The sequence below is a fragment of the Roseivirga sp. genome, from assembly GCF_049099775.1.
In the GTDB taxonomy this organism is placed as follows: Bacteria; Bacteroidota; Bacteroidia; order Cytophagales; family Cyclobacteriaceae; genus Roseivirga.
In genome coordinates, this window is record NZ_JAGDZM010000005.1 from 159,618 (window position 1) to 184,120 (window position 24,503).

General features: G+C 38.3%; 21 protein-coding genes. 15 read left to right on the forward strand and 6 right to left on the reverse strand.

Annotated features, from left to right (window positions below; all coding sequences use genetic code 11):
• The first annotated feature begins 11 nt into the window (after window positions 1-11).
• Window positions 12-1,301, forward strand: a complete 1,290-nt coding sequence (locus JXQ92_RS10315; RefSeq protein ID WP_421986536.1) for a TonB family protein — start codon at window positions 12-14, stop codon at window positions 1,299-1,301.
• Here JXQ92_RS10315 and JXQ92_RS10320 read toward each other — a convergent pair.
• Window positions 1,298-1,762 (reverse strand): hypothetical protein, encoded by a 465-nt coding sequence (locus JXQ92_RS10320; RefSeq protein ID WP_421986537.1) that lies wholly within the window; start codon window positions 1,760-1,762, stop codon window positions 1,298-1,300. The genes JXQ92_RS10315 and JXQ92_RS10320 overlap by 4 nt on opposite strands.
• A gap of 68 nt (window positions 1,763-1,830) precedes the next feature.
• On the opposite strand from JXQ92_RS10320, the gene smc reads away from it, so the two are divergent.
• The 10 genes from smc to JXQ92_RS10370 all read left to right on the forward strand — a co-directional run bounded on the left by smc (window position 1,831) and on the right by JXQ92_RS10370 (window position 14,651).
• Window positions 1,831-5,364 carry a chromosome segregation protein SMC gene (smc, locus tag JXQ92_RS10325; protein WP_421986538.1) on the forward strand — a complete coding sequence of 1,178 codons (3,534 nt, stop codon included), beginning with the start codon at window positions 1,831-1,833 and terminating at the stop codon, window positions 5,362-5,364.
• 23 nt (window positions 5,365-5,387) lie between these two features.
• The gene (locus tag JXQ92_RS10330) at window positions 5,388-6,068 is read left to right on the forward strand and encodes an SGNH/GDSL hydrolase family protein (RefSeq protein ID WP_421986539.1); all 681 of its coding nucleotides are present in this window, start codon (window positions 5,388-5,390) and stop codon (window positions 6,066-6,068) included.
• Window positions 6,065-6,916 carry a cyanophycinase gene (locus JXQ92_RS10335; protein WP_421986540.1) on the forward strand — a complete coding sequence of 284 codons (852 nt, stop codon included), beginning with the start codon at window positions 6,065-6,067 and terminating at the stop codon, window positions 6,914-6,916. Before JXQ92_RS10330 ends, JXQ92_RS10335 begins: the two co-directional genes overlap by 4 nt.
• Window positions 6,917-7,022: 106 nt before the next feature.
• Window positions 7,023-8,606, forward strand: coding sequence for a MutS-related protein (locus JXQ92_RS10340; protein WP_421986541.1), 1,584 nt, complete (start codon window positions 7,023-7,025; stop codon window positions 8,604-8,606).
• Window positions 8,607-8,681: 75 nt separating this feature from the next.
• Entirely contained in the window at window positions 8,682-9,302 is a 621-nt protein-coding gene (locus tag JXQ92_RS10345) for an RNA polymerase sigma factor (protein WP_421986542.1), read from the forward strand.
• Entirely contained in the window at window positions 9,292-10,068 is a 777-nt protein-coding gene (locus JXQ92_RS10350) for a hypothetical protein (RefSeq protein WP_421986543.1), read from the forward strand. Before JXQ92_RS10345 ends, JXQ92_RS10350 begins: the two co-directional genes overlap by 11 nt.
• A 1-nt stretch (window position 10,069) precedes the next feature.
• Window positions 10,070-10,666 carry a hypothetical protein gene (locus JXQ92_RS10355; RefSeq protein ID WP_421986544.1) on the forward strand — a complete coding sequence of 199 codons (597 nt, stop codon included), beginning with the start codon at window positions 10,070-10,072 and terminating at the stop codon, window positions 10,664-10,666.
• Between the two features lie 17 nt (window positions 10,667-10,683).
• Window positions 10,684-12,000, forward strand: a complete 1,317-nt coding sequence (locus tag JXQ92_RS10360; protein ID WP_421986545.1) for a hypothetical protein — start codon at window positions 10,684-10,686, stop codon at window positions 11,998-12,000.
• A 204-nt stretch (window positions 12,001-12,204) separates the two neighbouring features.
• Window positions 12,205-12,576 (forward strand): BlaI/MecI/CopY family transcriptional regulator, encoded by a 372-nt coding sequence (locus JXQ92_RS10365; RefSeq protein WP_421986546.1) that lies wholly within the window; start codon window positions 12,205-12,207, stop codon window positions 12,574-12,576.
• Complete coding sequence (locus JXQ92_RS10370) at window positions 12,573-14,651, forward strand: M56 family metallopeptidase (RefSeq protein WP_421986547.1); 2,079 nt, start codon at window positions 12,573-12,575, stop codon at window positions 14,649-14,651. Before JXQ92_RS10365 ends, JXQ92_RS10370 begins: the two co-directional genes overlap by 4 nt.
• Before the next feature lie 74 nt (window positions 14,652-14,725).
• Here the strand turns inward: JXQ92_RS10370 and JXQ92_RS10375 are convergent, their stop codons facing one another.
• Genes JXQ92_RS10375 through JXQ92_RS10385 form a run of 3 tightly spaced genes read right to left on the reverse strand, consistent with a single transcriptional unit; the run spans window position 14,726 to window position 15,930 of the window.
• Window positions 14,726-14,986: a DUF6952 family protein gene (locus JXQ92_RS10375; protein WP_421986548.1), complete on the reverse strand. Its 261-nt coding sequence runs from the start codon at window positions 14,984-14,986 to the stop codon at window positions 14,726-14,728.
• Window positions 14,967-15,281, reverse strand: a complete 315-nt coding sequence (locus tag JXQ92_RS10380) for a thioredoxin family protein (protein ID WP_421986549.1) — start codon at window positions 15,279-15,281, stop codon at window positions 14,967-14,969. Before JXQ92_RS10380 ends, JXQ92_RS10375 begins: the two co-directional genes overlap by 20 nt.
• 10 nt (window positions 15,282-15,291) lie before the next feature.
• Window positions 15,292-15,930 (reverse strand): peroxiredoxin, encoded by a 639-nt coding sequence (locus JXQ92_RS10385; protein WP_421986550.1) that lies wholly within the window; start codon window positions 15,928-15,930, stop codon window positions 15,292-15,294.
• Between the two features lie 553 nt (window positions 15,931-16,483).
• Here JXQ92_RS10385 and JXQ92_RS10390 point away from each other — a divergent pair.
• Genes JXQ92_RS10390 through JXQ92_RS10400 form a run of 3 tightly spaced genes read left to right on the forward strand, consistent with a single transcriptional unit; the run spans window position 16,484 to window position 17,932 of the window.
• Window positions 16,484-17,053, forward strand: coding sequence for a pentapeptide repeat-containing protein (locus tag JXQ92_RS10390; protein ID WP_421986551.1), 570 nt, complete (start codon window positions 16,484-16,486; stop codon window positions 17,051-17,053).
• Window positions 17,054-17,108: 55 nt separating this feature from the next.
• Entirely contained in the window at window positions 17,109-17,696 is a 588-nt protein-coding gene (locus JXQ92_RS10395; protein ID WP_421986552.1) for a pyridoxamine 5'-phosphate oxidase family protein, read from the forward strand.
• Complete coding sequence (locus JXQ92_RS10400) at window positions 17,693-17,932, forward strand: hypothetical protein (RefSeq protein WP_421986553.1); 240 nt, start codon at window positions 17,693-17,695, stop codon at window positions 17,930-17,932. The genes JXQ92_RS10395 and JXQ92_RS10400 overlap by 4 nt, the downstream gene beginning before the upstream one ends.
• On the opposite strand, the gene JXQ92_RS10405 is transcribed toward JXQ92_RS10400, so the two are convergent.
• Both JXQ92_RS10405 and JXQ92_RS10410 read right to left on the reverse strand, forming a co-directional pair.
• Entirely contained in the window at window positions 17,929-18,675 is a 747-nt protein-coding gene (locus JXQ92_RS10405; RefSeq protein ID WP_421986554.1) for a DUF6503 family protein, read from the reverse strand. The genes JXQ92_RS10400 and JXQ92_RS10405 overlap by 4 nt on opposite strands.
• A gap of 178 nt (window positions 18,676-18,853) precedes the next feature.
• Window positions 18,854-21,841 (reverse strand): S9 family peptidase, encoded by a 2,988-nt coding sequence (locus JXQ92_RS10410; protein WP_421986555.1) that lies wholly within the window; start codon window positions 21,839-21,841, stop codon window positions 18,854-18,856.
• Between the two features lie 105 nt (window positions 21,842-21,946).
• On the opposite strand from JXQ92_RS10410, the gene JXQ92_RS10415 reads away from it, so the two are divergent.
• Complete coding sequence (locus JXQ92_RS10415; RefSeq protein ID WP_421986556.1) at window positions 21,947-24,442, forward strand: zinc-dependent metalloprotease; 2,496 nt, start codon at window positions 21,947-21,949, stop codon at window positions 24,440-24,442.
• Window positions 24,443-24,503 lie beyond the last annotated feature (61 nt).

Consider the following 24,503-nt stretch of genomic DNA (forward strand, 5'->3'; position numbering starts at 1 on the left):
CTAACAGACATATGGGAAAGCATCCAACCATAGAATTATTAGAAAGGTTAAACGAGTCGTTGATCTATGCATTAGAATCTGCGACTTGTCTGGCTATTCTGTACCTGGCTTATTACTTTTTACTTAGAAAAGAGAAAAGCTTCAGGTACAATAGATTCTATTTACTGGCTGCGGTACTTTTTGCTGTCGCTTTTCCTTTAATAGAAATAGATTACAACCCAGCTACTACCCCATCAGTATTAAATTCAATACACCAAGTTGGCAATGAAGTAGGTAGTGAACCTATAATTGAAGCCAATAAGGCTTATTCCTATACCATAACTGCTCAATCGGAAAGACCTTTCTTACTTTGGTGGGAGATAATTCTAGCCCTATATATCATCGGCGTAGCCTTAGGAATTTTCAAATTATTACTCAGAATCAGGTCATTCAAAGAGATTGTTTGGTTCAAAAGGCATAATACCCGATACAAAATCAAAGGTTCATATTTCCATGTCAATACCGACGGATCTATGCCGACTTTCTCCTTTTTCAATTACCTTTTTTGGGATAACACATTAGACCTTACAGAGCGTGAAAAAACTCAAATTCTTGCCCATGAGAAGGTTCACATTCGAGAGAAACACTCTTATGATATAATGTTTATTGAGGTACTAAAGATTATTTTTTGGTTTAATCCATTCTTATACCTATTCAAAATATTATTAGAAGAGTGTCATGAATATTTAGCAGATCGAAAGGTTGCTGCTAAAACTGGTAGTGCACTTTATACCCAACTTTTGGTTAAGACAGTTTTTAGAAAAATGGGTCTTGAGTACGGAAGTTACTTCGGAAAAAATCAGACAGTGAAAAGAGTGAATATGTTAACTAGTAAGAAGAAAGTAAATTTCTTCAAGCTTTTATTGCCACTTCCTCTTATTGCTATTTTGTTCTTTATTTTTTCTTTTGAAGCTAAAATCCCTAGTAACGTAAAGATCAAAAACGTTACCATCGAAAATCACTTAATTTCTGGCGAGGACGAGTCCCCTCTTCCATTAGAAGGCATTGCGTCTTTAGAAGAAAGTATCCTTTATCCTCAGAAAGCAATTGCGGCCAACATAGAAGGCGAAGTCTTAGTTTCTTTTACAGTAAATACTAAGGGTACTATTGAAGACTTAAAATTTGATAGCAAAGTAGGTTACGACTGTGAAAAAGAAGTTTTAAATGCCCTTGCTAGAACTGGAAAGTGGAAACCGGCCATGATCGACGGCCAACCAACCGAAGCGAGAGTAAAGCTTCCAATTGAATTCAAAAGATCTTAATACTTTCTTTGGAAAATTTCTGAGGCAATAAATGCTCTCTTAGCACCATCAAGATCAGAAAACATAGCAGCGTAATCCTCTCGTTCTTCCTCTACCACCTCATACTCTTCAGCAACAGTAAAACTATCAAGCTCATGCTCATTTGATTTAGGTTCTACTTCTATGACCTTTGGAAGACGATCAGGATATGATTTAGACTGAATAACTTCTTTAAGTTTCGGAACTGGGACTGGAATTGGCTTTGGCTCTTCTTTCGGCTTATTCCCTGTGAACTCTTCAAGCAATTCTTCGAACGTAGGATTTCGTTTTATTGGTGGTGGTCCTACAGTCTCTGGCCCATCGAAATCCCTTGGTTCAGCTGATTGCTGACGGGCTTTCTTTTTGTTCTTATTCATGTTGGTGAAAACAAAATAAATAATCCCGAAAACAACATATAGAATGGTAGTGAAATCGAACTCCATGACATTAGCAAATCTAAGAATTAATTCTAATTTTGCTAGCTACACCCATTTTTTAGCAGACCTCATTAATGCAGCTTACCAAACTTGAGATAAAAGGATTTAAAAGCTTCGGTGACAAAGTCGTTATCAATTTTGATGAGGGAATTACGGGTATTGTTGGCCCTAACGGATGTGGCAAATCCAACGTGGTAGATGCGATAAGATGGGTGCTTGGTGAGCAAAAAACAAGAATGCTACGGTCTGAGAAAATGGAAAACATCATTTTCAATGGCACTAAGAAAAGGAAGCCCACACAATTGGCTGAAGTTTCGCTAACATTCAACAACACGAAAAACCTACTCCCAACAGAATACACAGAAGTCACTATTACTAGACGCTATTACCGATCAGGAGAAAGTGAATATTTACTCAATGGAGTAAGCTGTAGACTTAAAGACATCAATAACCTCTTTATGGATACTGGAATAGCCTCTAATAGCTATGCCATTATTGAATTGAGAATGGTAGATGATCTTTTAAACGATAAAGACAATTCGAGAAGATCGCTTTTTGAAGAAGCTGCAGGTATTTCAAAATTCAAAACCAGAAAAAAGGAAACCTTAAAAAAGCTCAAGGATACCGACGATGATTTAGATCGTGTTGAAGATTTGCTATTTGAAATCGAAAAGAACCTTAAATCTTTAGAAAAACAGGCCAGACAAGCGGAACGCTATTACAAGCTTAAAGAAGAATATAAAGTTGAAAGCATTGCACTTTCTCGTAGCGCCGTTTCCGAAAAATCCGCCAAATTCAAAAGTATTGAAGGTAATATTAAAAAAGAGGCCGATCTAAAAATAGAAATCAGTCAAATGATCGCAAACCAAGAAGCGAACATTGAAAAAGGTAAGACTGATCTGATTACAAAAGAAAAGCTACTCGCATCGCGACAAAAGTCCCTTAACGAACATGTGAATAAAATACGACAGTTCGAAAGTGATAGAAAAATCAAGAATGAACGGCTCACTTTCTTAGAAGACAAAAGTGACAACTTACGACAACAACTTGAATCTGATAAAAAGAGCAATGAGCGTGCTTCTTTTAGTCTAGACAGCCTAAGAAACGAATTAGAACAGGCCGATAAAGAATTAGCTACGATTACAAAAGAGGTAAATTCTCTTGAAAAGATTTATAACGAACAAAAAGCCTTAGCCCAAGAAGCGCAAGAAGCTTTTGAAGGAAACAGGCAAAGTTTTACAGAAAAAAGAGAACGCCTTTATACACTCAAAAAAGAAATAGAGATTAAACAGATTCAGCTGGAAACACTTAAGAGTGAGTTTTCCAAAACGGAATCTGACACCTCTGAGCAATCTGAAACGCTAGCACAGTTTGATGAAAAGCTTGCTTCCGTTGAAAAAGAGCTTCAAGAAAAAAAGAAGGCCTTAGAAACAAGAAAAGCCCAAGAGGAAAAACACACCAATGCGGTTCAGAAAACGACAGAAACGATAGATATCATTCGAGATGAACTAACTACTGTGAGCAGAAAACTCGATTCGAGAAGGAATGAATTCAATCTTACAAAATCTTTAGTTGAAAATTTAGAAGGCTTTCCTGAGGCGATCAAATTCCTTAAAAAGAAAGCCAATTGGAATAAAACAGCTCCTCTACTTTCTGATATTATCACTTGTGATGAAAAGTACCGTGTAACAATCGAGAACTATCTCGAAAATTACATGAACTACTACATTGTCGATACAGAGCGACAGGCTTTTGAGGCAGTTAACATTCTTAGTGACGCCTCAAAAGGGAAGGCTAATTTCTTCGTTTTAGATGCCTTAGAAAAATACGAACCACTTGAACCGAAGCTATTTGAGAATGCAACTCCGGCTACTGAAATCGTTGAATTTGAGCCGAAGTATAGAAAACTCATCGGCCACATTCTGGAAAATGTATTTATCATTAACGGTGGTCCTGGCGAGATCCCAATGGATAACGAAGCCGTTTTCATTACAGAAACTGGCAAGTATACTAAGCGCAAGTTTAGTGTTTCAGGTGGATCAGTTGGCTTGTTTGAAGGAAAACGAATTGGCCGAGCTAAAAACTTAGAAAAGCTCGAGAAAGATATTAAATCGCTCGAAACAAAGTCTGTTGATATAAAAGATCGGCTTGACCAAAGGCAGCAAGAATTAGCAAGGCTAAAATCAGATACTTTCAAATCTGAAATAGAGCAGCTTCAATCAGATTTTGGAAAAGTCAACGAAGAATATATATCACTAAAAACAAAAAAAGAACAGTTGGCACAAATGCTTACCAGCAGAGCCAATAGAAAAGAGGATATTCTAGCGAATATTGAAAAGCTTAGCAACTCTTTAGATCAACTCGTTCCTGAAGTCGGAGAAGAACAGGTAGCTTTCGCCAAGATAGAAGCCACAATCGGTGAGCTAGAAGCGAAAGCAAAACTTGAAAACGAACAGCTTTCGGTAAAATCGCAATCATTCAATGAAAGGAATATACTCTTTCATCAGAAGCAAAGTAGAGTAAATGCTGTTACGCAAGAAATAAGCTACAAACAAACTGCTTTCGAGGGCAGTAAAGCAAGGATAGAAAAGAATCAAGCTGAACTTGAAGCAAATGAAGGCGAAATCAAAAAGCTTATCACCAATTCAGAATCTAATGAGGATGAACTCATTGGAATGTATGATGAAAAGGAGACGATTGAAAAAGGGGTAAATGAGGCCGAAAAGGAATATTATGCTCAGCGAGGTGAAATAGATGTATCAGACAAAACACTGAGAGAACTACAGAGAAAGCGTGAGCATTCTGACACCTTGATGATGGAGCTTCAAAACAAGCTCAATGAAACTAAGCTTGAACTCAGTTCAGTCAAAGAAAGACTTTCGGTCGAATTTAATGTCGATTTGGATGAGCTATTAAAAACTGAAGAAACAGAATCGTCTGACAAAACGGTAGAAGAATTAGAAACACAGGTTTTAAGACTTAGGGAGAAAATAGAGAGAATGGGGCCAGTTAACCCTATGGCTATGGAAGCTTATGACGAGATAAAGCAACGCCATACCTTTATTTCCGAACAACGAGATGATTTAACTTCCGCCAAAACATCTCTGCTCGATACAATTGAGGAAATTGACGCTGTTGCCAAAGAAACGTTCCTAGAAGCCTTCGACAACATTAAAACTAACTTCATCAATGTTTTCAGATCTCTTTTTACTGAAGAAGATGATTGTGATCTTAAACTTGTTGATCCTGATAGACCTTTAGAGTCTCCCATTGAGATTATGGCCAAGCCAAAAGGAAAGCGGCCACTTACCATTAATCAACTTTCTGGTGGAGAAAAAACATTAACGGCTACCTCGCTCCTCTTTGCCATATATCTGCTTAAACCGGCACCATTCTGTATTTTCGATGAAGTAGATGCACCGCTGGATGATGCAAATATTGATAAGTTTAACAACATCATACAAAAGTTTTCAACCGAATCGCAGTTCATTATCGTTACACATAACAAACGTACAATGGCAGCAACCGATATCATCTATGGCATTACAATGATAGAACAAGGTGTATCGAGAGTTGTTCCAGTTGATTTAAGAGAGTTAACTGATTAAATTAAAGCAACTTATAACGAGCTATGCAATACTTAAAAACGCTTTTCATTGGATTAGCACTAAGTATAATTCCATTTAGAACTATGGCCCAAAACGACAACTCAAAGACATTTTTAGCGCTTGGCGATTCTTACACTATTGGAGAAAGCGTGTCGGAAAATGATAGATGGCCAGTACAATTAGCCAAGAAATTGACTGAAATGGGGCTAAACGTAAAGTCCCCAAAAATAATAGCCAAAACAGGCTGGCGAACGGATGATTTAAAGAAAGCTATCATTGATGATTTCAACCTCGCCTCCTCATACGATATGGTTTCCCTTCTTATTGGTGTAAATAATCAATATCAAGATAGGCCATTAGCTGACTATGAATCTGATTTCGAGAAACTATTAAAAACAGCTATCGATTTAGCAGGCGGAAATAAAGATCATGTTTTTGTAGTTTCTATTCCAGATTACGGTAAAACCCCCTTCGGCCAAGAAAAGGAAGACATTATTCGAAAGGAAATCGACATTTATAATCGTATAGGTAAGAAAATCAGCAAACGTTATAAAGTGAAGTATTTTAACATTACCCCAATCTCACGAAAAGCAAAAAAACGTCCAGAATTAGTCGCAAATGATCAATTACATCCTTCCGGTATCATGTATACCGAATGGGTAGAACTAATGATCGAAGATGTTGCCAAACTCATCAAAAAATGAAATCACTTTTATTATCAATTGCACTAATCATTAGCATTAGTCTGTCTGCACAAACCACTACAGGACCTGAAAAAGGTCACTTAATAATTGCAGGTGGTGCCCTCAGGGATCCGGCAGTTTTTGCTAAGTTTATTGAACTTGCTGGGGGCAACGACGCTCATATTGTGGTAATACCTACAGCCAGCGGAATGGAAATATCGAAGAATATCGAAGACCGACTCATATCGTCTTGGAAAGCCAGAGGCGCAAAAAAAGTATCCATTCTGCACACAATTGACCCGAAAGAGGCCGATACTAAAGAGTTTGCAGATATTTTGAATAATGCCACTGGCGTATGGTTGCCCGGTGGAAGACAATGGCGTTTTGCGGATTCATATCTCAATACCCGTGTTCAAAAGAACCTCTTTGCCCTATTAGCAAGAGGTGGTGTTATTGGTGGTAGTTCAGCTGGAGCAACAATACAAGGATCCTATCTTGCCCGTGGAGATAGTAAGACTAATACAATTATGGTTGGCGATCATGAAGAAGGATTTGGCTTTGTTAAAAACATAGCGATTGATCAGCACACCCTAGCTCGAAACAGGCAGTTCGATATGTTTGAAGTGCTAGACGTCTACCCAAAACTACTTGGTATTTCGCTTGACGAAAACACGGCTATATTGGTAAATGGAAATCAATTCGAAGTAATAGGACAAAGTTATGCATTGATTTACGATGGTACACATTGGGACCAAAAACAAAACCAATATGTTAAGAATAAGGCAGGCCAAGAACGCTTCCATTTACTAAGGGCAGGACGAAAATATGACATGGCTAGTCGTAAAGTTCTATCCCAAAATCGACGATAGTAAGCAGACTCGTCATGGGTTCAAAACGTTCAAGCTACATAACAACCGATCATTATTCCTCCTGTAGATCTAATCCAAAGATCAGTTATCTAGTACGCAAAGTAGCATGATGTTTAATCGGGCGAAGAAAAGAAAGGCAGAACTTCTGGAGCATTATGCCCAGCTAAAAAAGGAGGTTTTTAACTTCGACATCATTAAAAAATATGCTTCAGCTACTAAAAATACCGAGGGAGATTTTCGAATCTCTGATGCCACTTACAATGACCTAGACTTTGATGAAGTTTTTATGTTTCTAGATAGGAGCATCTCTAAAATAGGACAGCAATACCTTTATAGTACATTTCAAATTATCCCGAAGGACAACAGTCAAACCATAAGAAGAGAAAAACGAATTCAACAACTGAAAGGCAATCTTGAAACAAAAGAGCAATGTATCGTTGCGCTTTCGAAATTATCAGATTACGAAACACATTACATCACATCCCTCTTTCTTGAAGATCAAATTCAAAAACCAAATTGGTTCTGGCTGATCAAGTTATCGGGAATAATTAGTGCTACTACCTTTATTAGCGCATTCTTCTTTCCATTTCTTTGGATTGTGCTGGTATTTCTTCTGATGGGGAACTTCATTATCCACTATTGGAATAAAAAGAATCTGTATCAATATGCAGTGTCCCTACCAGAACTAATCACACTTGTAAATGTGGTAAAAAACACCTCGGATTTCATTGGCGAAAATGATCCAAAGATCAGTAGGGCAATTGCGGAAATTGAAAAAATAAAATCACTGATATCTATTTTCAAGTTCAATCCAGCACCTAAATCTGATGTTGGAGAACTGGCTGACTACCTGTTGGAATTAATGAAGGCATTATTTGTGATAGAACCTTTGCTTCTCTTTAGAATTCTTAAAAAACTAGAAAGTCAAAAAGAACATATTCATGAGCTATTTAAATATGTAGGGGAGTTAGATCTCTGCATCAATATCGAGAGCATAAGAAATTCTGTTGACGCTAACTGCCAACTTCAATTGACAGATGAAACAAGCTCGTTGAATATGGTTAAGGGATATCACCCCCTAATACCTCAACCCATAGACAATTCGCTAAACTCCAATAATAAGTCCATCTTACTGACAGGTTCAAACATGTCGGGTAAATCTACATTTATACGCACACTAGGCATAAACGCCATTATTGGCCAATCCCTGAACATCTGTTTTGCGGAAGAGTTTACTATGCCTAAAATGCACGTATCATCAGCCATTAGGATTGCAGATGATTTAATGACCGATACCAGCTACTATTTCCAAGAAGTTACCGCCATTAAAAAGCTTATAGAAGCCAGTGAGCAATCAACCCCAAATCTATTCTTACTTGACGAGCTTTTTAAAGGAACTAATACATTAGAAAGAATTGCTTCTGGAAAAGCCGTTTTAAGCCGTCTGGCACAACAAGGCAATATGGTGTTTGTGGCCTCCCATGATCTTGAGCTTTCAGATCTCTTGAAAGATGAGTTCGATACCTATCACTTTTCAGAACAAATTGAAAATGGGGAAATCGTTTTTGATTATAAAATCAAAACTGGTGGCCTTCAAAAGACCAACGCCATAAAAATTCTTCAAGTCAATGGCTTCCCTCAAGATGTTATTGAAGAGGCAAGACGCATCGTTAATAAACTCAAAAACTAAGATCATTTTTCTTTTCTTACCTTTCTTCAAACTTTTTTCAGTCCCCTAACATCATAAACCCGGAACGGAAAACTAATGAAGGAAGTCAACTTGATGCCACATACCAATTTCTTAGTAAATGCAGCCAAGTCCGGAGATGTGCTGGCTATGAACCAATTGGTAAAACAATGGCAGAAAAGGATTTACAACTTCAGCTATAAATACTTCAATGACTATGACTTGGCCATGGAAGTAACTCAGAAAACCTTCATTTCTATGAATAAGAATCTGAGGAAGTTAAAAGAAGATGCTCTGTTCAAGTCTTGGCTTTATCGAATAGCCGCAAACTATTGTCATGAAGAAGTAAGGAAACAGCAAAAGCGTTGGGTATTTCCATTCATGAAAGTTCAAGGTCAACACGATAACAAGGACATTGAAAATACGGTGAGCCGGAGTACTCATGAAAATCCAGAACAAGTTTACGGAAGCAAAGAGCTAAAAACTGTTCTAAAAAAGGCCCTTGCTACTCTACCAGAAGAACAGCGTATGGTGGTAATAATGAAAGAATACGAAGGCCTTAAAATCAGAGAAATTGCTGAAATCATGGAGATTTCGGAAAACACAGTAAAGTCGAGGCTTTACTACGCATTGGGTAGCCTTAAAAAGCTACTAGATCAGTGGAATGTTAATAGAGAAACGGTGCAATATGAAATATAAACCTACCGACGAAACATTGATCGCTTACCTATACGGTGAGCTCGATCAAGACCAATCTTTTCAGGTGGAAGCTTACCTAGCATCCAACCCCGAAGAGAAAAACAGGTTAGCTGGATTAAGTGACACAAGGGTACTTTTAAATGAACTTGACGATGAAGAAATTCCAGGTCAGCTCGCATTTATGTCTCCTGCGCGCAACGAAGAATGGCTCTATTGGAGAAAATACGCTGCCATTGCTGCTACACTCCTACTAATTATGACTTTCGGCTGGCTATCTGGTTTTAAAATTAATTATGATAGTGAAGGCTTTTACATCGGCTATGGAGAAGTTCAAAAAGGTTTGAGCGAAGAACAGGTAGCTAGTATGATCAATGATAACAACATTTCTATTTCAGAATTTGTAGAAACAGGCTTACAAGCAAATAAAGATAGTCTCAACATAAAATTTGAGACCCTTCGAGCAAATAATGACAGTGAAGGACTGATTAGAGAAATCTTCGAGTCCGAAAAAGAGACTCTTTTGAATCAAATGGTTGGATTAAATGACAAGCTCAGTGGCGATTATCGAGACATTCTAAGAGAAATAGTTGTCAACTTTTCAAACAATATAGAATCGCAGCGCATCGAAGATTTAAGAGGTATCCAAGCTGCTTTTATTGACTTAGAAGATGCAACTATCGGAAAACAATATCAGCTAGAAGGTGCACTCTCAGAATTGGAAGAAAAGGTCAACACTGTGATTGCGAATAATTCAAACAACAAATAGAATGGTCAAAAACTCAAAATATATATTAATTACCATCTGCCTCCTAATCAGTGGATACGTGTCAGGTCAGACATTTGACGCTGTAAAACGAGACATGGAAATCTCAAAGGTTACGTTAGATAACTTTTTGAAAAAATGGGACGGCGATCCTTTAATGAACAAGATAAAGAAGACGGAGGTATCTCACAAAGAAGGAGAAGGCATCACTTTTAAGATATCCGCGCCAAATGCAAGTATTCTCATGAATACTCAAGGTGGAGTTTTCAGAAGTGGAGATGCAAAGGTGATGGAAACTTTCTATTCCCAAGACATAATTAACCTTCAACAGGAAAGGCTTTTAACCGCACTCGAAAAGTTTCTAGAAGACTTCAACAGTTACTTGCCTCACTTATCAGACAATGAGCAGTTCAGAGTGATTTTTGAGGTGAAAGATGACGAATTAGTCCAGAATGGTAAAGTACTCCCACCGGCTAAAGGGTCAGAAAAAAGATCCTATAAACTGATCGCGAAATGGGCAATGGAAGATTTAAAAGATTTAAAAAATGGTAAGCTCAGTGCTGACCAGTTCAACGAAAAAATAACAATTGAAAAGGAATAATATTAAGTATCTGAATTATGAAAAAAACAACAATGAATAAGTGGATTTTAGCCTCTATAGCCTTACTACTTAGTATAAGTGTAAGTGCACAAGATGCCCAAACCGTGACAGGCTCACTAGACTTTTTTGGAAGAGAAGAGCAAGATCTTTCCAAATTGCCAAAAATGGAACGTGACATTATAATATTACAAAACGTTCTTAATGGCCTCTTTAATGGTAATAAGGGGAGTTTTTATTCTTCTACAAGAGGTGCCAAAGGTATGTATGTACCTGGTAAAGGCGTCATTTTCAACATCGCTTCCCGAAACAGTCCAACTGAAACTATTTTAGTAGAACAGCTAGCCGCAGCTAAAAGTCCAAATAATGAAGCGGTGGTAGTAGACGGTAAACTCAATGATGCTAACAATGAGGAAACTGAAGCAAGGTTAAAATCCCTATCAGGTGACTTTCTTGTGAACTATGGTAGCATACTCAGTGATTTAAAAGCAGGTGAAAAAGTAATGCTAAATGTGAATTATGATGCATTGAAGAAAGATGATAAGAACCAAAGTGCTAGTACCACTATTCACAATGGTATGAACATCGTCTATAGAGGAGGAAGTAGGTTAGATCAAAAAAGAATGGTTAGCTCAATAGACTATTCAACCATCAATAGCTACTTGAGTGGGAAGTCATCTTTAGAAGCTGCAACTAGAAAAGTAGACTTCGACATTGTAAACCGAGTGAACAATGAAATGCAAGACGCCAAAATAATGGCAGGAATTCTTGATGACTTGTTTCAATCAAATTTTGAAGGTGCTTTCAGACGAAGTGGCAAAACAGGTTGGACTTACTTCGAAGGTTTTGGTTTGATGTATGATCTAAACATACGTGGAAGCTATGGCAACTTGATCGGTTATGCAGTTGCTGGCGAAAACACATCAACACTACGCACTAAAGCTTCTAAGGAAAGAGCTGATAGCGACAAACTCGCAGAAGAAAGTTTCGATAAGCTTATCGACATGGTAAAAGAAAGCTTGATTACCTACGGTAGAACACTAAGAAGTGTAAAAAGTGACGAAGTAGTGATTTTCAATATCAACTTCGGTTCTTCATTCAGAAAGACTAAACTCCCAAAGGCAGTAAGACTTCAGGTTTCAAAAAGTCAGATTGAAGAATTCTCAAGAGGAAGTAAAACTATTAGTCAACTGAAAAAAGAAATAGAAATCAAGAAGCTTAGCGCAAGTACTTTCAGCCAAGGTTCGCACAATTTCCCAGGAGTAGTTTATCAAACTGCCCCAGAAGCAACCGATCATATTGTAATTGGAACTGCTAGAAAATCGAATGGCAACTAAGTGCCTGAGAAAGCATATTCTTAAAAGCCCAGTTGGTCACTGGGCTTTTTTTATGCGTTTTAGAAAGTGCCTTTAGTCCTAAAAAGTCAGTCAACAACAGCATTAAACAGCATTTTCTGAATATTGAACAAAGATTTTAATTAACTAATGTTGTAGTTTTAAATATTAATTCTACATTTGTAGAATATAATTGACAAAAGTAGAATGAACTTACCTAAATCAGAAGAACAAGTAATGCAGCACCTTTGGCAACTCGGAAAAGCATTTATGAAAGACTTAGTAGAAGCCTATCCGGATCCTAAGCCTGCTTCTACAACCATTGCCACATTACTTAAAAGACTTCAAGACAAAGGAGCCATTGGTTTTAATAAGTACGGTAGTGTTCGTGAATACTATCCTATTATCAAAAAAGAAGATTACTCGTCCAAGCAATTCGATGGCGTAATGAAAAGCTTCTTCAACGATTCAGTTTCACAGTTCGCATCCTTCTTTACATCTAAGGAAAACTTAACTGATGAAGAACTGGAGGAGTTACGCAAGATAGTAGATGCTCAAATTAAAAACCGCAAGCAATGATTGTCTATCTAATCAAATTCATAATCTGCAGTGGAATTCTATTGCTTTTTTATCACCTAGGGCTACAAAAAGACAGGCTCTTCAAGTTCAATCGATTTTACCTATTGGCCATTCTCTTTTTATCACTGATAATACCAGTTACCACCGTACGCACCCATTACGTTGAAGTGCCCAGGGATGAATTTATTGAAACCACTGATTATAGTAGCCAAATAGCAGAAGCTTCGAGCTTACCATATCAAGCAATCACACCACTTAATGAAGAGACATCAGCTCGATTCGATATTTCATCAAATGACCTACTTTGGGCAGGCTATCTGCTTATAGCGGGTCTATTTCTGCTGAGATTCTCTAGAAATATAGTCGCAATCTTATGGTTAAAAAGAGGCTCATATATTAAACCTGCTCATGGGATCAAGATCGCACTCAGATCAGATGTGTCTACTTCTTTTAGTTTCTTGAATTGCATGTTCACGAATAAAGAGCGGTTTGAGCAAGGAAACTTACCACTTGAAATAATTGAACATGAGAAGTTTCATATCAAAGACAGACATAGCATAGATATCATTCTTATAGAGCTGTTACAATGTGCCTTTTGGTTCAACCCTATGGTTTATTTTATCAAGAAAGCCATCAAACTGAACCACGAATTCCTTGCTGATGCCTATGTGATCAATCAAAAAACATCGGCATATGATTACCAGAAAATTCTATTGGAATACACCGAGAAGCAAATGTTAAACGCACCTGCTTTCGCGAGTAATTTAAATTATGGTTTTACTAAAAAACGATTAAATATGATGACTAAAAACACAAACAAGATGCTGTCTTTGATAAAACCGGTTGCAGCCGGGCTTATCATATTCGGCTCATTCATGGCGCTAGGTGTCACTGATACCGTTGCAAAAATTGTAGAAACTCCAACTTTAGAAATTGTACAAGACGGTAAAAAAGTACAAAAGGATAAAGTTGATAACTCGGATAAAGCTGAAATTAAGGTAGACTTGAAAACCAACGTGGAAGTAGAACAAGAAAAAGACATCAAGTATAAGAAAATACTGAAGCCATTACTGATCAATCTTGACGTAAAAGACACTATTGGTCACTTTGAAAGCATACAACTTGTACCCACCAAGGCTAAAGTCAGCTTCAAAAATGACATCGGTGAAACCATAGAAAAGGTCTACAATAAACTCACTGATGAAGAAAAAAAGCAGTTTTGGAAGGCGGGATCAGGCGGCAAATATTTTATGGAGCCTACCCCTAAAAAGTCCATCAGCCAGTCAGAACTCAACGAATTCTTAGACGAAAAGGTCTATGGGGTATGGCTCGATAATAAAAAAATCAAAAACGCTGAACTCAAGAATTTCACGCCAAAAGACTTTCACCATTTCACTAAAAGTAGACTTTTAGGTAGGGCAAAAGTATCTAAAGACTACTCCTTTCAAGTGAATCTAACAACGAACATAGGATTTGAAAATGGTAATAATACCAACGGCTCTTGGGTGAACATTAAGGCAAGCGCCAATAAAATGGCCCTAGCCACTTTACCAATTCAAGACGAAAAAGATGAACAGCGTCTTCCCGCTCCCCCTTTCCTAGTCAAATTAGTTAGGTATAAAGGTGCGAATGGAAAAATTATCGCCAAAAACTTTACCGAACTTACGAAAGAGGAAAGAAAAGTCTTTTTCAAAAAGGGATCTAATCCAGAATACTTTCGACCAGCGCCGGTAAAAATGAAAATTGATCAAAGCCTATTGAATGAATTCTTAGACACTAAAAAGTATCGAATTTGGCTAGATGGAAAACAAATCGAAAATGAAGACTTGAAAAAGTACAGGCTAGAAGACTTGCACCACTACCTTAAATCCAAATTGGGTAAAAACGCTCGAAACTTTGGAAAGTATGACTATCAATTAGACATCTCAACGGTCAAATCAGTGAAGCCTGAAGGTGAGTGGCTAACTTTTAATTATCCTCACTATATTCAATTGAATGATGAAAAAGAAGTAAAAAAGATTCTCCCTGAAATCATAGAGGTAAAGGCAAAAGAAAAAAAAGGCGGCAACCTTTAAGACTAACGCGTTAAAGCAACAAAAAAGCCCTTCTCGAATATCGAGAAGGGCTTTTTAATTTAAATCAGCTTGTACTATCCTTTATCGACAGAGCCCATCACGCGCTTCATAAAACTGTTGAGTGCTTCTTTCTTTGGAGTTCCTTCTTTCATCATGGAATGGACTTCTAAAGCCCCATACATATTCGAAATCATTTCTCCCAACACATCCAATTCCTCGTCTTTCAGGGCTTCAGATTCTGTTAAATTCTCTAAAGTCTCGAGCGTCTCCAAAAGGTAGTCCTGATCGTTTTGTTCAACAAAGTCAGTCAGGTGTTTAATTAGCGGCAACCTCATCGACTAGACTTTTTAAAGATTCAAACTTGTTAGTCTGTACCTGCTTCACGAATTGTCCTTTCTCGAATGCAGCAAATGTTGGCAAATTGCTAACATCGGCCAACTTTCTTGAGTCTGGGTATTTCTCCGCATCTACTAAAACAAAAGTAGCCTGCTCTGTTTCATTTGAGAGCTTTTTAAACTTAGGCTTCATAATACGACAATTGCCACACCAAGAGGCCGAATACTGAACCACTACTTTATCATTACTATCGATGATCTCTTGTAAATTGTCTTGACTCAACTCAGTTACCATAATTTTATTTTTAGTTGTTGCTCAAATAAGCAGCAGTAGCTTCTCTGTTGGCATTCATTGCCTCTTTACCCTCTTCCCAGTTTGCAGGACAAACCTCACCGTGCTCTTGTAAATGACTCATAGCATCAATAAGTCTGATATACTCATTCACATTACGTCCGATTGGCATATGATTGATTCCTTCGTGGAATACTGTTCCTGTTTCGTCGATTAGGTAAGTAGCTCTGTAGGTTACACTATCGCCAACTACCATGTCTAGGCCAGTTTCTTCATCATACGTAACCTCAGTAATATCAAGAATATCAAGTACTCTAGATAAGTTTCTGTTCGTATCTGCAAGTAGGTTATAAGTAACACCTTCGATTCCACCGTCATCTTTAGAAGTGTTCAACCAAGCAAAGTGTACTTCAGCCGTATCACAAGATGCACCGATAACAATTGTGTTTCTTTTCTCAAACTCTGGAAGCGCTTCCTGGAAAGCATGAAGCTCAGTTGGGCATACAAAAGTGAAGTCTTTTGGGTACCAAAATAGCAACACTTTTTTCTTGTTTTGAACAGCCTCCTCTAATACGTTGACCTGAATAGTATCGCCCATTTCGTTCATGGCGTTTACTGAAAGATTAGGGAATTTTTTACCTACGTAACTCATTTTTCTTTAACGATTTTTTCGTTTAAATCTGGTTAATAATTCAATGTGCCGCGAAGGTAATAAAAGAGATGAGATGAACTAAGAAAAGCAATATTTTGCTTTTCTATAATGCATAGACTTAGTCAATAAATGGAAATACCTATTATTCATTACAATAAAAAAGAGAGCCGAGGCTCTCTTTTTCTATCTACTTAACTAAAAACTAACAATTCTATTTTGAAGCAATTTTGAAGATGTTTCAAGCAAATTAATCTTCTATTCTACCAAACTAACACTATGAATATATGCCTCTGTTTAATTGTCTTACTTATATGAGTAATAGTATTACTATCAACACTTTCTTTAACGGCTTAATAGCCTAAGGGTTACCTTTTTTTCAGACTTTTTTTCGAATCCAATAATCAACGATTAACCATAAAAAAATATGCCGTTTAGCCACGGATAAATCAAGCTGACAAGTCATTAGAAACTTTATAAAATCTAGCCTCGTATTGTGAATACGTCCCCTTCTTTGGGTACTTTAGAATAAGCAAATAATTATTTCCATTTTATTATGAATGAAATTATTGAGGAACAGGAATTTAAAGGAATCAATTTTAAGGCCGAGCAACTAAAAAAAGCTGATTACGAATACTGTGTTTTCAGGAATTGCAACTTTGCCGGTGTCGAACTTTCAAATTATAGTTTCACGGAATGTGAATTTGCTAACTGTGACATGTCTTCTGCTAAACTTCTACATACCAGCCTGAAAGAAGTATCATTCAATAATTGTAAACTCTTGGGAATTCATTTCGACCAATGCAATACATTTCTTTTGGCTATGGGCTTCAATTCTTGTCAATTAGACCTTTCTTCCTTCTATCAATTAATTTTAAAGCAGACCGTTTTTAATAATTGCAGTGTCAAAGAAGTAGACTTTGTTGAAACGGATCTAACGGAAGCAAAATTTAATGACTGTGACTTGTCCGGTGCTACTTTTGAGAACGCAGTACTTACTAAAGCAGATTTAAGAAATGCTTTTGGCTATGACATTGATCCTGAGATAAATCAAATTAGTAAAATGAGAGTATCCTCTACCGACCTGCGCGGTCTTCTTTCTAAACATGATCTAAGGATAGACTAATTGAATCATTCTCAATGCTTCATTGTTTTTACACGTCGATAAACAAAATGAGGCAATGTCACAAAACTTTACAAAATACGCATTTACAGAAAGCGTTAAAGCAGAACAGGAGATCCGAGGTTCAAGGGTTTCTTATGCACGAATGGAAGAAAAAGAGCAGTTTAAACTTTCGCATAGAGAGACTTCTTTCATCAATAAGCAGCATGGCTTTTACCTTTCGACTGTAGGAGAAAATGGCTGGCCTTATGTCCAATTTAGAGGTGGACCAACTGGCTTTTTAAAGGTAATAGACAACCAAGCCCTCGCCTATGCCGACTTCAGTGGAAATATGCAATATATAAGCACAGGCAATCTTAATGCGACTAAAAAAGCAGCACTAATCCTGTTAGACTATTCTACTAGAACACGATTGAAGATATGGGCCGAAACGGAGATACTTGACCCAGAAAAAAACCCGGACCTATTAGAGATTGTCTCCGATCCAAATTATAAAGCAAAAGTAGATCGTATTATCGTAATGCATATCAAGGGATTTGATTGGAACTGCCCACAACACATTACGCCTAAGTTTACCATAGAACAGATGAAAGACTTAGTAAAACAACACCCTGAACTTTTGGAAGAATTAAAGCCTGAAGGATGATATTAATAAGCCACCCGCCAAAAGACGCTAATGCGGAAAGATGGAAAGAAAGACTTGAACGGATGACAGTTCCGCATCTATTGATAGCATCCAATAAACCCATGCCTATACTGAAAGAAAATCAGCATAAAGTAACTGGCACAGCGGCCATTGACTCTTTCTTAGATGAATTTGAAAAAGACTTAAGGAATTGGAATCAAGACAGGTGCGACATGTGGTTTTTCGACGAAGACTAGTGCTTTTTCTCGACAACTACGTCATCTAGGACAATTCGAGAAAGCTCCTTCAGCTTATCAGCATCATAGAGTTTGTCGTATGCGTCTATACTTGTCGAAGCAGATGTTCCACCAGAATAATTAATATAATCAGCGAATCGAATTCCATTTATCACCCTTTGATTATAGGCTGCTCGGAATCTATTGCCTCCCTTGTCGTAAGCTAGGTAATCCATAAAGCCTGTTTCCACATTAAACCAATAGTAAAACACATTGTCAGGACTGTCTCCTGAGCCTTCACCTGCAAATGTGACTTTGATTTTATGGTACAGAACTCCTTTAATTTCAACCTCCCCGATATAAGCTTTCAGAACTGCTTGGTCGTTCAATTTATAAGGGAGTAAAGCGAAGTAAGAAACGGCATTTACATCTTCGAATGCACGACTCAACTGGCGTTCAGATTTCTCAGAATCTACGCCATTAACAAAACGCTTGAAAACACCATTATCTAATACATCCCTAATCCTATCACCATCTTCTTCAAAAGTTCTGTCATAGATGTAGCCTTTTTCGTCCTGATCGACTGTGTGACTTTTGCCACGAAAGCCAAAACTAACTTTGACTTGTTTGAAAAGATCTCCTCCATGCACTTCTATGGCCTTATCGACAACGTTCTGTGCCTTCTGGTCGGAAGATTGACCGAAAGAAATTTGAGTCAAAAAGAATAGTGAAATACTGAAAAAATAGGCGGTAAAGCTTCTCATGAGTCTGGGTTTGCTCACTGCAACGCTTACCCTTTAGAATAGATTCAAACCAGGTAATCCTTACTACTAAAAAGGTCTTTTTGGCGACATGCTTGAACTGTCTTTTTATCCCTGTCCGCTTAAATCAAAAACGCCAGACTTATTTCTAAATCTGGCGTTCTAATCGTTTTAAATAAGGCTACTTATTCTGTCCTTTTCCTTTTTCAAGTTTAAGGCTACTACCCTCATCTACCTTTTCTTTTGTTTCGTCAACAAGGTCATAACGTAATGTTCTTCCTTTCAAAGTGGCAGGCAACCCATAAGCCATCCATTCTGGCATTGGTGCACCTTTCAGGTAATGATCAAAGAACTGTGTCATTCTAACAGACAAATCTTTTCGGTTTTTACGCTGCCTTAAGTTATGCGCTTCGTTATTATAAGACACCATCCATGCAGGCTTCTGCAGCCTTCTTAAAGACATATAGAATTCTATTCCTTGGTACCAAGGCACAGCACCATCGGCATCATTATGCATGATGAATAATGGCGTTTCAATATCAGGCACTTTGAATAATGGAGAGTTTTCAATGTATAAATCTTGTCTATCCCAAAGTGTAGCACCTAGTCTTGTTTGTGTTTTTTCATATTGGAACATTCGACTCATACCGCTCGCCCATCTTACACCACCATACGCAGATGTCATGTTTACAACTGGTGCGCCAGCACCTGCTGCTTTATACATATTTGTTCTTGTTACCATGTAAGCTACTTGGTAACCTCCCCAACTCTGTCCTTGAATAGCCATATTGTCTTCATCAACAAATCCCTTAGCCATTACAGCCTTTGTGGCTGGCACTACGTGGTTCATGGCACTTCGACCTGGGTAACCTACTTCATACTTGATGTCTGGAACCAAGACTAAATAATCATTACTCACATAGTAAGGTATATTAATCGTACTAGCACTCGGCGCTGGGCTTGGGTGACTGTGAAGTGAATTAGATCTTCTTTCATAGAAATACACAAGCATTGGGTATTTCTTATTCGGATCGAAATTCTCAGGTTTATAAAGAATAGCCTGCATCGTTTCACCGTCATAGGTATTATCAAACTCGACTAGCTCTGCAGTACCCCAAGTATAAGGTTCTTCTTGAGCACCAACATTGGTCAGTTTCTTTAAACCTGCCATGCTTACATCAATTGCAGCATAAAGTTCACCATACTCTTCATAGGTAGACTTTCTTACTAAAACGCGGTCAGCATTTTTAGCTTTAGTCAGCCCATAAATGCTCATATCTTCCATTACTACTAATTCTGGATTGGCAGATGCTCCCATATCCACAGTCATAAATCCAGAAGCCTTTGTCCATTCATTGAAGGCCGAAACAACAGATTTTTCATTAGTAGGGATTGTTCGCTGCTCACGATCTAATCTTTGGTAGCGCATTGTAATCTTGTTGTCTCTACCATAGCCATTAGTTACATTAACGGGACTTCCTTTTGGTGTAAACTTCCAAATATCATATCGATCGTAAAGGAAAAATGACTCATCATCGTCAGACCATCCTGGGCCACCATAACTCCCTGCTAAAGAAGGAGAATCATGTAACTCATTGGCGAAAGATACTGCCATTCCAGCTGTTAAATTCCTGATTTCGCCAGAAGACAAAGTCATCATATACCAGTGTCCATCTTCGATATTATGCCAAGTAAGATAGTTTCCACCAGGAGAAAGGGAAGGAAAACCTTTAGCGCCTTTTATGATTAGCTCAGCCTCTCCTGTGGTAGTGCTGATCTTGTAAAAGTCTCTCGGCATTTGAGTATCCCATGTAAGTTGAGTTCTGTATGGCTGATCGTTCATAGCCAAAACAAAATCGCGATCGTTTCTATAATCAATTGTTATAGATTCGAGGTCGGGTCCTGCTAGCTGAACCATTTTCCCTGTTTCAGTATTGATCACGGCATCATACGTACGGTTCTTTTCTCTACCCGCCTGAAGTTTCTGCATCGGCTGGATATAGGGATCATTATAGGACCAAACGTCCACTTGAGGACGATCTTCTTTTAATAAGGTAGTATCGGCTTCATATGCATACTCAAATGGTCGTGGCGCTGTACCGAAATAAACGCGCTTTCCAGACTCAGAGAAAATGATTCTACTATTATCACTGACCATCCAGTTTTCTGGAACTCCAGAAGTTGTAGTATCAGCCACAATAGAAGCGCTACTATTGCCTTCCTTCCAATGCATCAAGCTGAAATACTTGTCATCATCATCTTTAGTATTAGCACTTGCAAAAAATGCGATTTGCTCACCCGACTTATCCGCAGACATTTTCTTGTATTCAGTCATGCCTTCGCTTAGTGTAACCACATTTCCGTTAGCCGTGTTGTAAGCATAAACACCTGAAGGGTTTAAAGAATCCACTTTATCATATTCGTAAAAGAGGTTATTCCCTTCTTCTGTAAGCCTATACTCCATTACACCAGAGAACCTCTTTTGTTCTCCCGTCTTCATGTTGTGAAGTACTAACTCCGTGCCTTTAGACTTTGCGCGAGGATCTTTGGGTTCCTTTGGCGCTTCAGGTTCTTTCTTTTCAGGCTCTGACTCCTCTTCTTTATTCTTTTTCTTTTTTCTTCTCTTTTTCTTCTTCCCTTCTACTACAGGTTCTTCTTTTGGCGCTTCCTCCACTTTCTTCTTAGGCGCTTTCTTCGCTTTTAAAGGTTTCTCATGTAAAAAGGCAATCCATTCTTCAGATTCAGTTGGCAATTGAAAGTTTTTTACTCTTGCAATTTTATTCATCTCTCCAGAGCTCAAGTTGATCACATAAAGAGAATCTTTAGGCATCTTAGATGCTGCAGTCTTTTTTAACTTAAGTGCTCGAACATCGTCATAAGCAGGCTTTACTACGGCTGCCACAAACTTACCATCAGCAGAAAAGCTGTATCGTGAAACACGATCGACAATTATTTTATCATTGGTATTTAAATTAGTGAGTTCTAGCACAGCATCGCCCACCTGTGGATTGATTCTGTAACCTGCCCATACACCATCGCTACTCAAGCTAGTCGATGTAAGGCTTTTCCAGCCATCATAAACATCATGTGTTAGTGGCTTCTTCTGACCAAAAGCTACCGACACTAGACACATAAGGCCAAGCAGCATTGAGGATTTTCTTAAAAACATAAGTCTAAATTTTGATTAAGTGACCTTACAAATATAATTCTATGGCCCTCTTTGCAAAGAGTTCTTATATTGATGGCATCAGATAAATGATAATTAAATAGAGATATGCTCAGAAAAACGCTTACCCTGACACTACTGTGTCTTATGGCCTCAACTGTTTTCGCTCAGAAAACTATTTCCAGTATGACCAAAGGCATGGTCAAAAAAGAGGGCTACTTCGACTATTATTGGGATGAAAAATCAGGTAAAGTCTGGTTGGAGATTGACGAACTCAACAAAGAATTTCTTTATGTAAACTCACTGTCTGCGGGTATAGGCTCCAATGACATTGGGCTGGACAGAGGCCAACTTGGCAGTACTAGAATAGTGGAATTCAGACGAGTAGGGCCAAAAATAATGCTCGTTCAACCTAATTATAGCTATCGTGCAGTCTCTGATAATGCAGATGAAAGAAGGGCTGTTAAAGAAGCTTTTGCCGAATCTGTATTACATGGTTTTAAGGTTGGTGCTGAAAGCAATGGCAAAATTTTAATTGATATTACTTCCATGCTGTTAAGCGACGCTCATGGCGTTGCCGGTAGACTCAGGGGACAAGGAAGTTACCGAATGGATAGTAATAGGTCGGCCATATACCCTCCTATGCTTAAGAATTTTCCTCAAAACTCAGAATTTGAGGCTACAATTACATTTACAGGAAATGCATCTGGTGGTTTTATACGAAGTGTAACGCCTACTTCAAGTGCCGTTACTGTTCGTATGCATCACTCATTCATCGAACTCCCAGATGCTAATTATGAAACCCGTAAGGCTGATCCTCGCTCAGGATATGGCACCATTAGTTTTATGGATTATGCTACGCCGATCCAGGAGAACATCGTAAAGCAATTCAGCAGAAGGCATAGACTTGAGAAAAAGAAGCCAAATGCAAAAATTAGCGATCCTGTTGAACCGATCAGATATTATGTAGATAGAGGTGCTCCTGAACCAATCAAATCAGCTCTAATAGAAGGCGCAAGATGGTGGAACCAAGCATTTGAGGCTGCTGGTTATCGCAATGCCTTTATTGTAGAAGAAATGCCAGAAGGCGCTGACCCACTAGATGTGCGCTACAATGTAATCCAATGGGTTCATCGATCAACTCGTGGTTGGTCTTATGGATCTTCTGTTACCGATCCTAGAACTGGAGAAATCATTAAAGGGCATGTTAGTTTAGGTTCACTAAGGGTAAGACAAGATTTCCTGATAGCTCAAGGTTTATTAACGCCATATGAAAATGGAACAACTCCTGATCCGGCCTTATTGAAAATGGCACTGGCTAGATTGAGACAGCTTTCAGCACATGAGGTAGGCCATACAATAGGTTTAATGCACAATTATGCTTCTAGTGTAAATGATAGAGCATCGGTAATGGACTACCCCCATCCGCTAATAGAATTAAAGAATGGTGAAATCTCACTGGACAATGCCTACGATGTTGGAATCGGTGATTGGGATAAAGCAGCCGTGACTTGGGGATATCAAGATTTTCCTGAAAAGGTTAACGAAGAGGAAGCTCTTGATGCATTGATCAATGACCAGATCGAGAAGCAACTTTATTTTATTACAGACTCAGATTCCAGACCGATTGGCAGTAGTCATCCAGAAGCCCATTTGTGGGACAATGGAGGAAGCCCTGTCGATGAACTGAATCATCTGATGGAAGTGAGAACAAAAGTGCTTGAGAATATTTCCGAAAAGAATATTCCGATGGGCACCCCTATGGCAAAACTGGAAGAAGTACTTGTACCTATGTATATGATTCACCGCTACCAATTGGAAGGTGCTGTAAAAGTTCTTGGTGGTACTTATTATAATTACAAATTGAGAGGAGATGCTCAGCCAGAGCAAAAAGTAGTGCCTTTAGAAGAACAAGAAGGGGCGCTAAATGCATTAATCAATGTATTGAAACCAGAAAATTTGGCCTTTCCTGAGCATGTTATTGCCATGATACCTCCACGCCCTCCGGGAAATCGTAGATCGAGAGAAACTTTCAAAGCAAGAACTGGTGTCAATTTCGATCCCGTAGCGCCAGGTGAAACAATTGCTAGTGCTGTGATGAGTTTTATCTTCAACCCTCAACGTGCAACACGCTTGGTTCAACAAAAAGCAATCGACTCCGAACAGTTAGGCCTAATTGATGTCATTAACAAGCTCTTGCAAGAAATCAATGATATAGAAACCAAAAACGGATACCATGCAGAACTGAAAAGATCTGTCGAAAAACAACTCATGCATGGGCTGATGAACCTCTATAATAGCAATAGTGCTAGCGCTCAAGCTCGAGCAGAAGCAGCTCATGGTTTACGTATGATGGTAGCCAATATTTCAGGCCTTAAGAACTTTGATGTGAGCGAGGCTCTGAGGAGAGTAGCCGCAGCGATGTCTCCAGATATGACAACCAACGGGGCAGAAGAAGCTCATAAGTTTTACATTTCGAATATGATCGTGAGGTTTTTCGAGAATCCGGGAGATTTAAAGATTCAAAATGCACTTTCGCCACCTGATGGCTCTCCTATTGGAAGTGATCTACAAGATTGGTGTTCGTTTGGCACTAACAGATAAAATCTACTTAAAAAGGCCGCCTTGTGTGGTCTTTTTTTATTTTCACGTTACATTTTAGTCG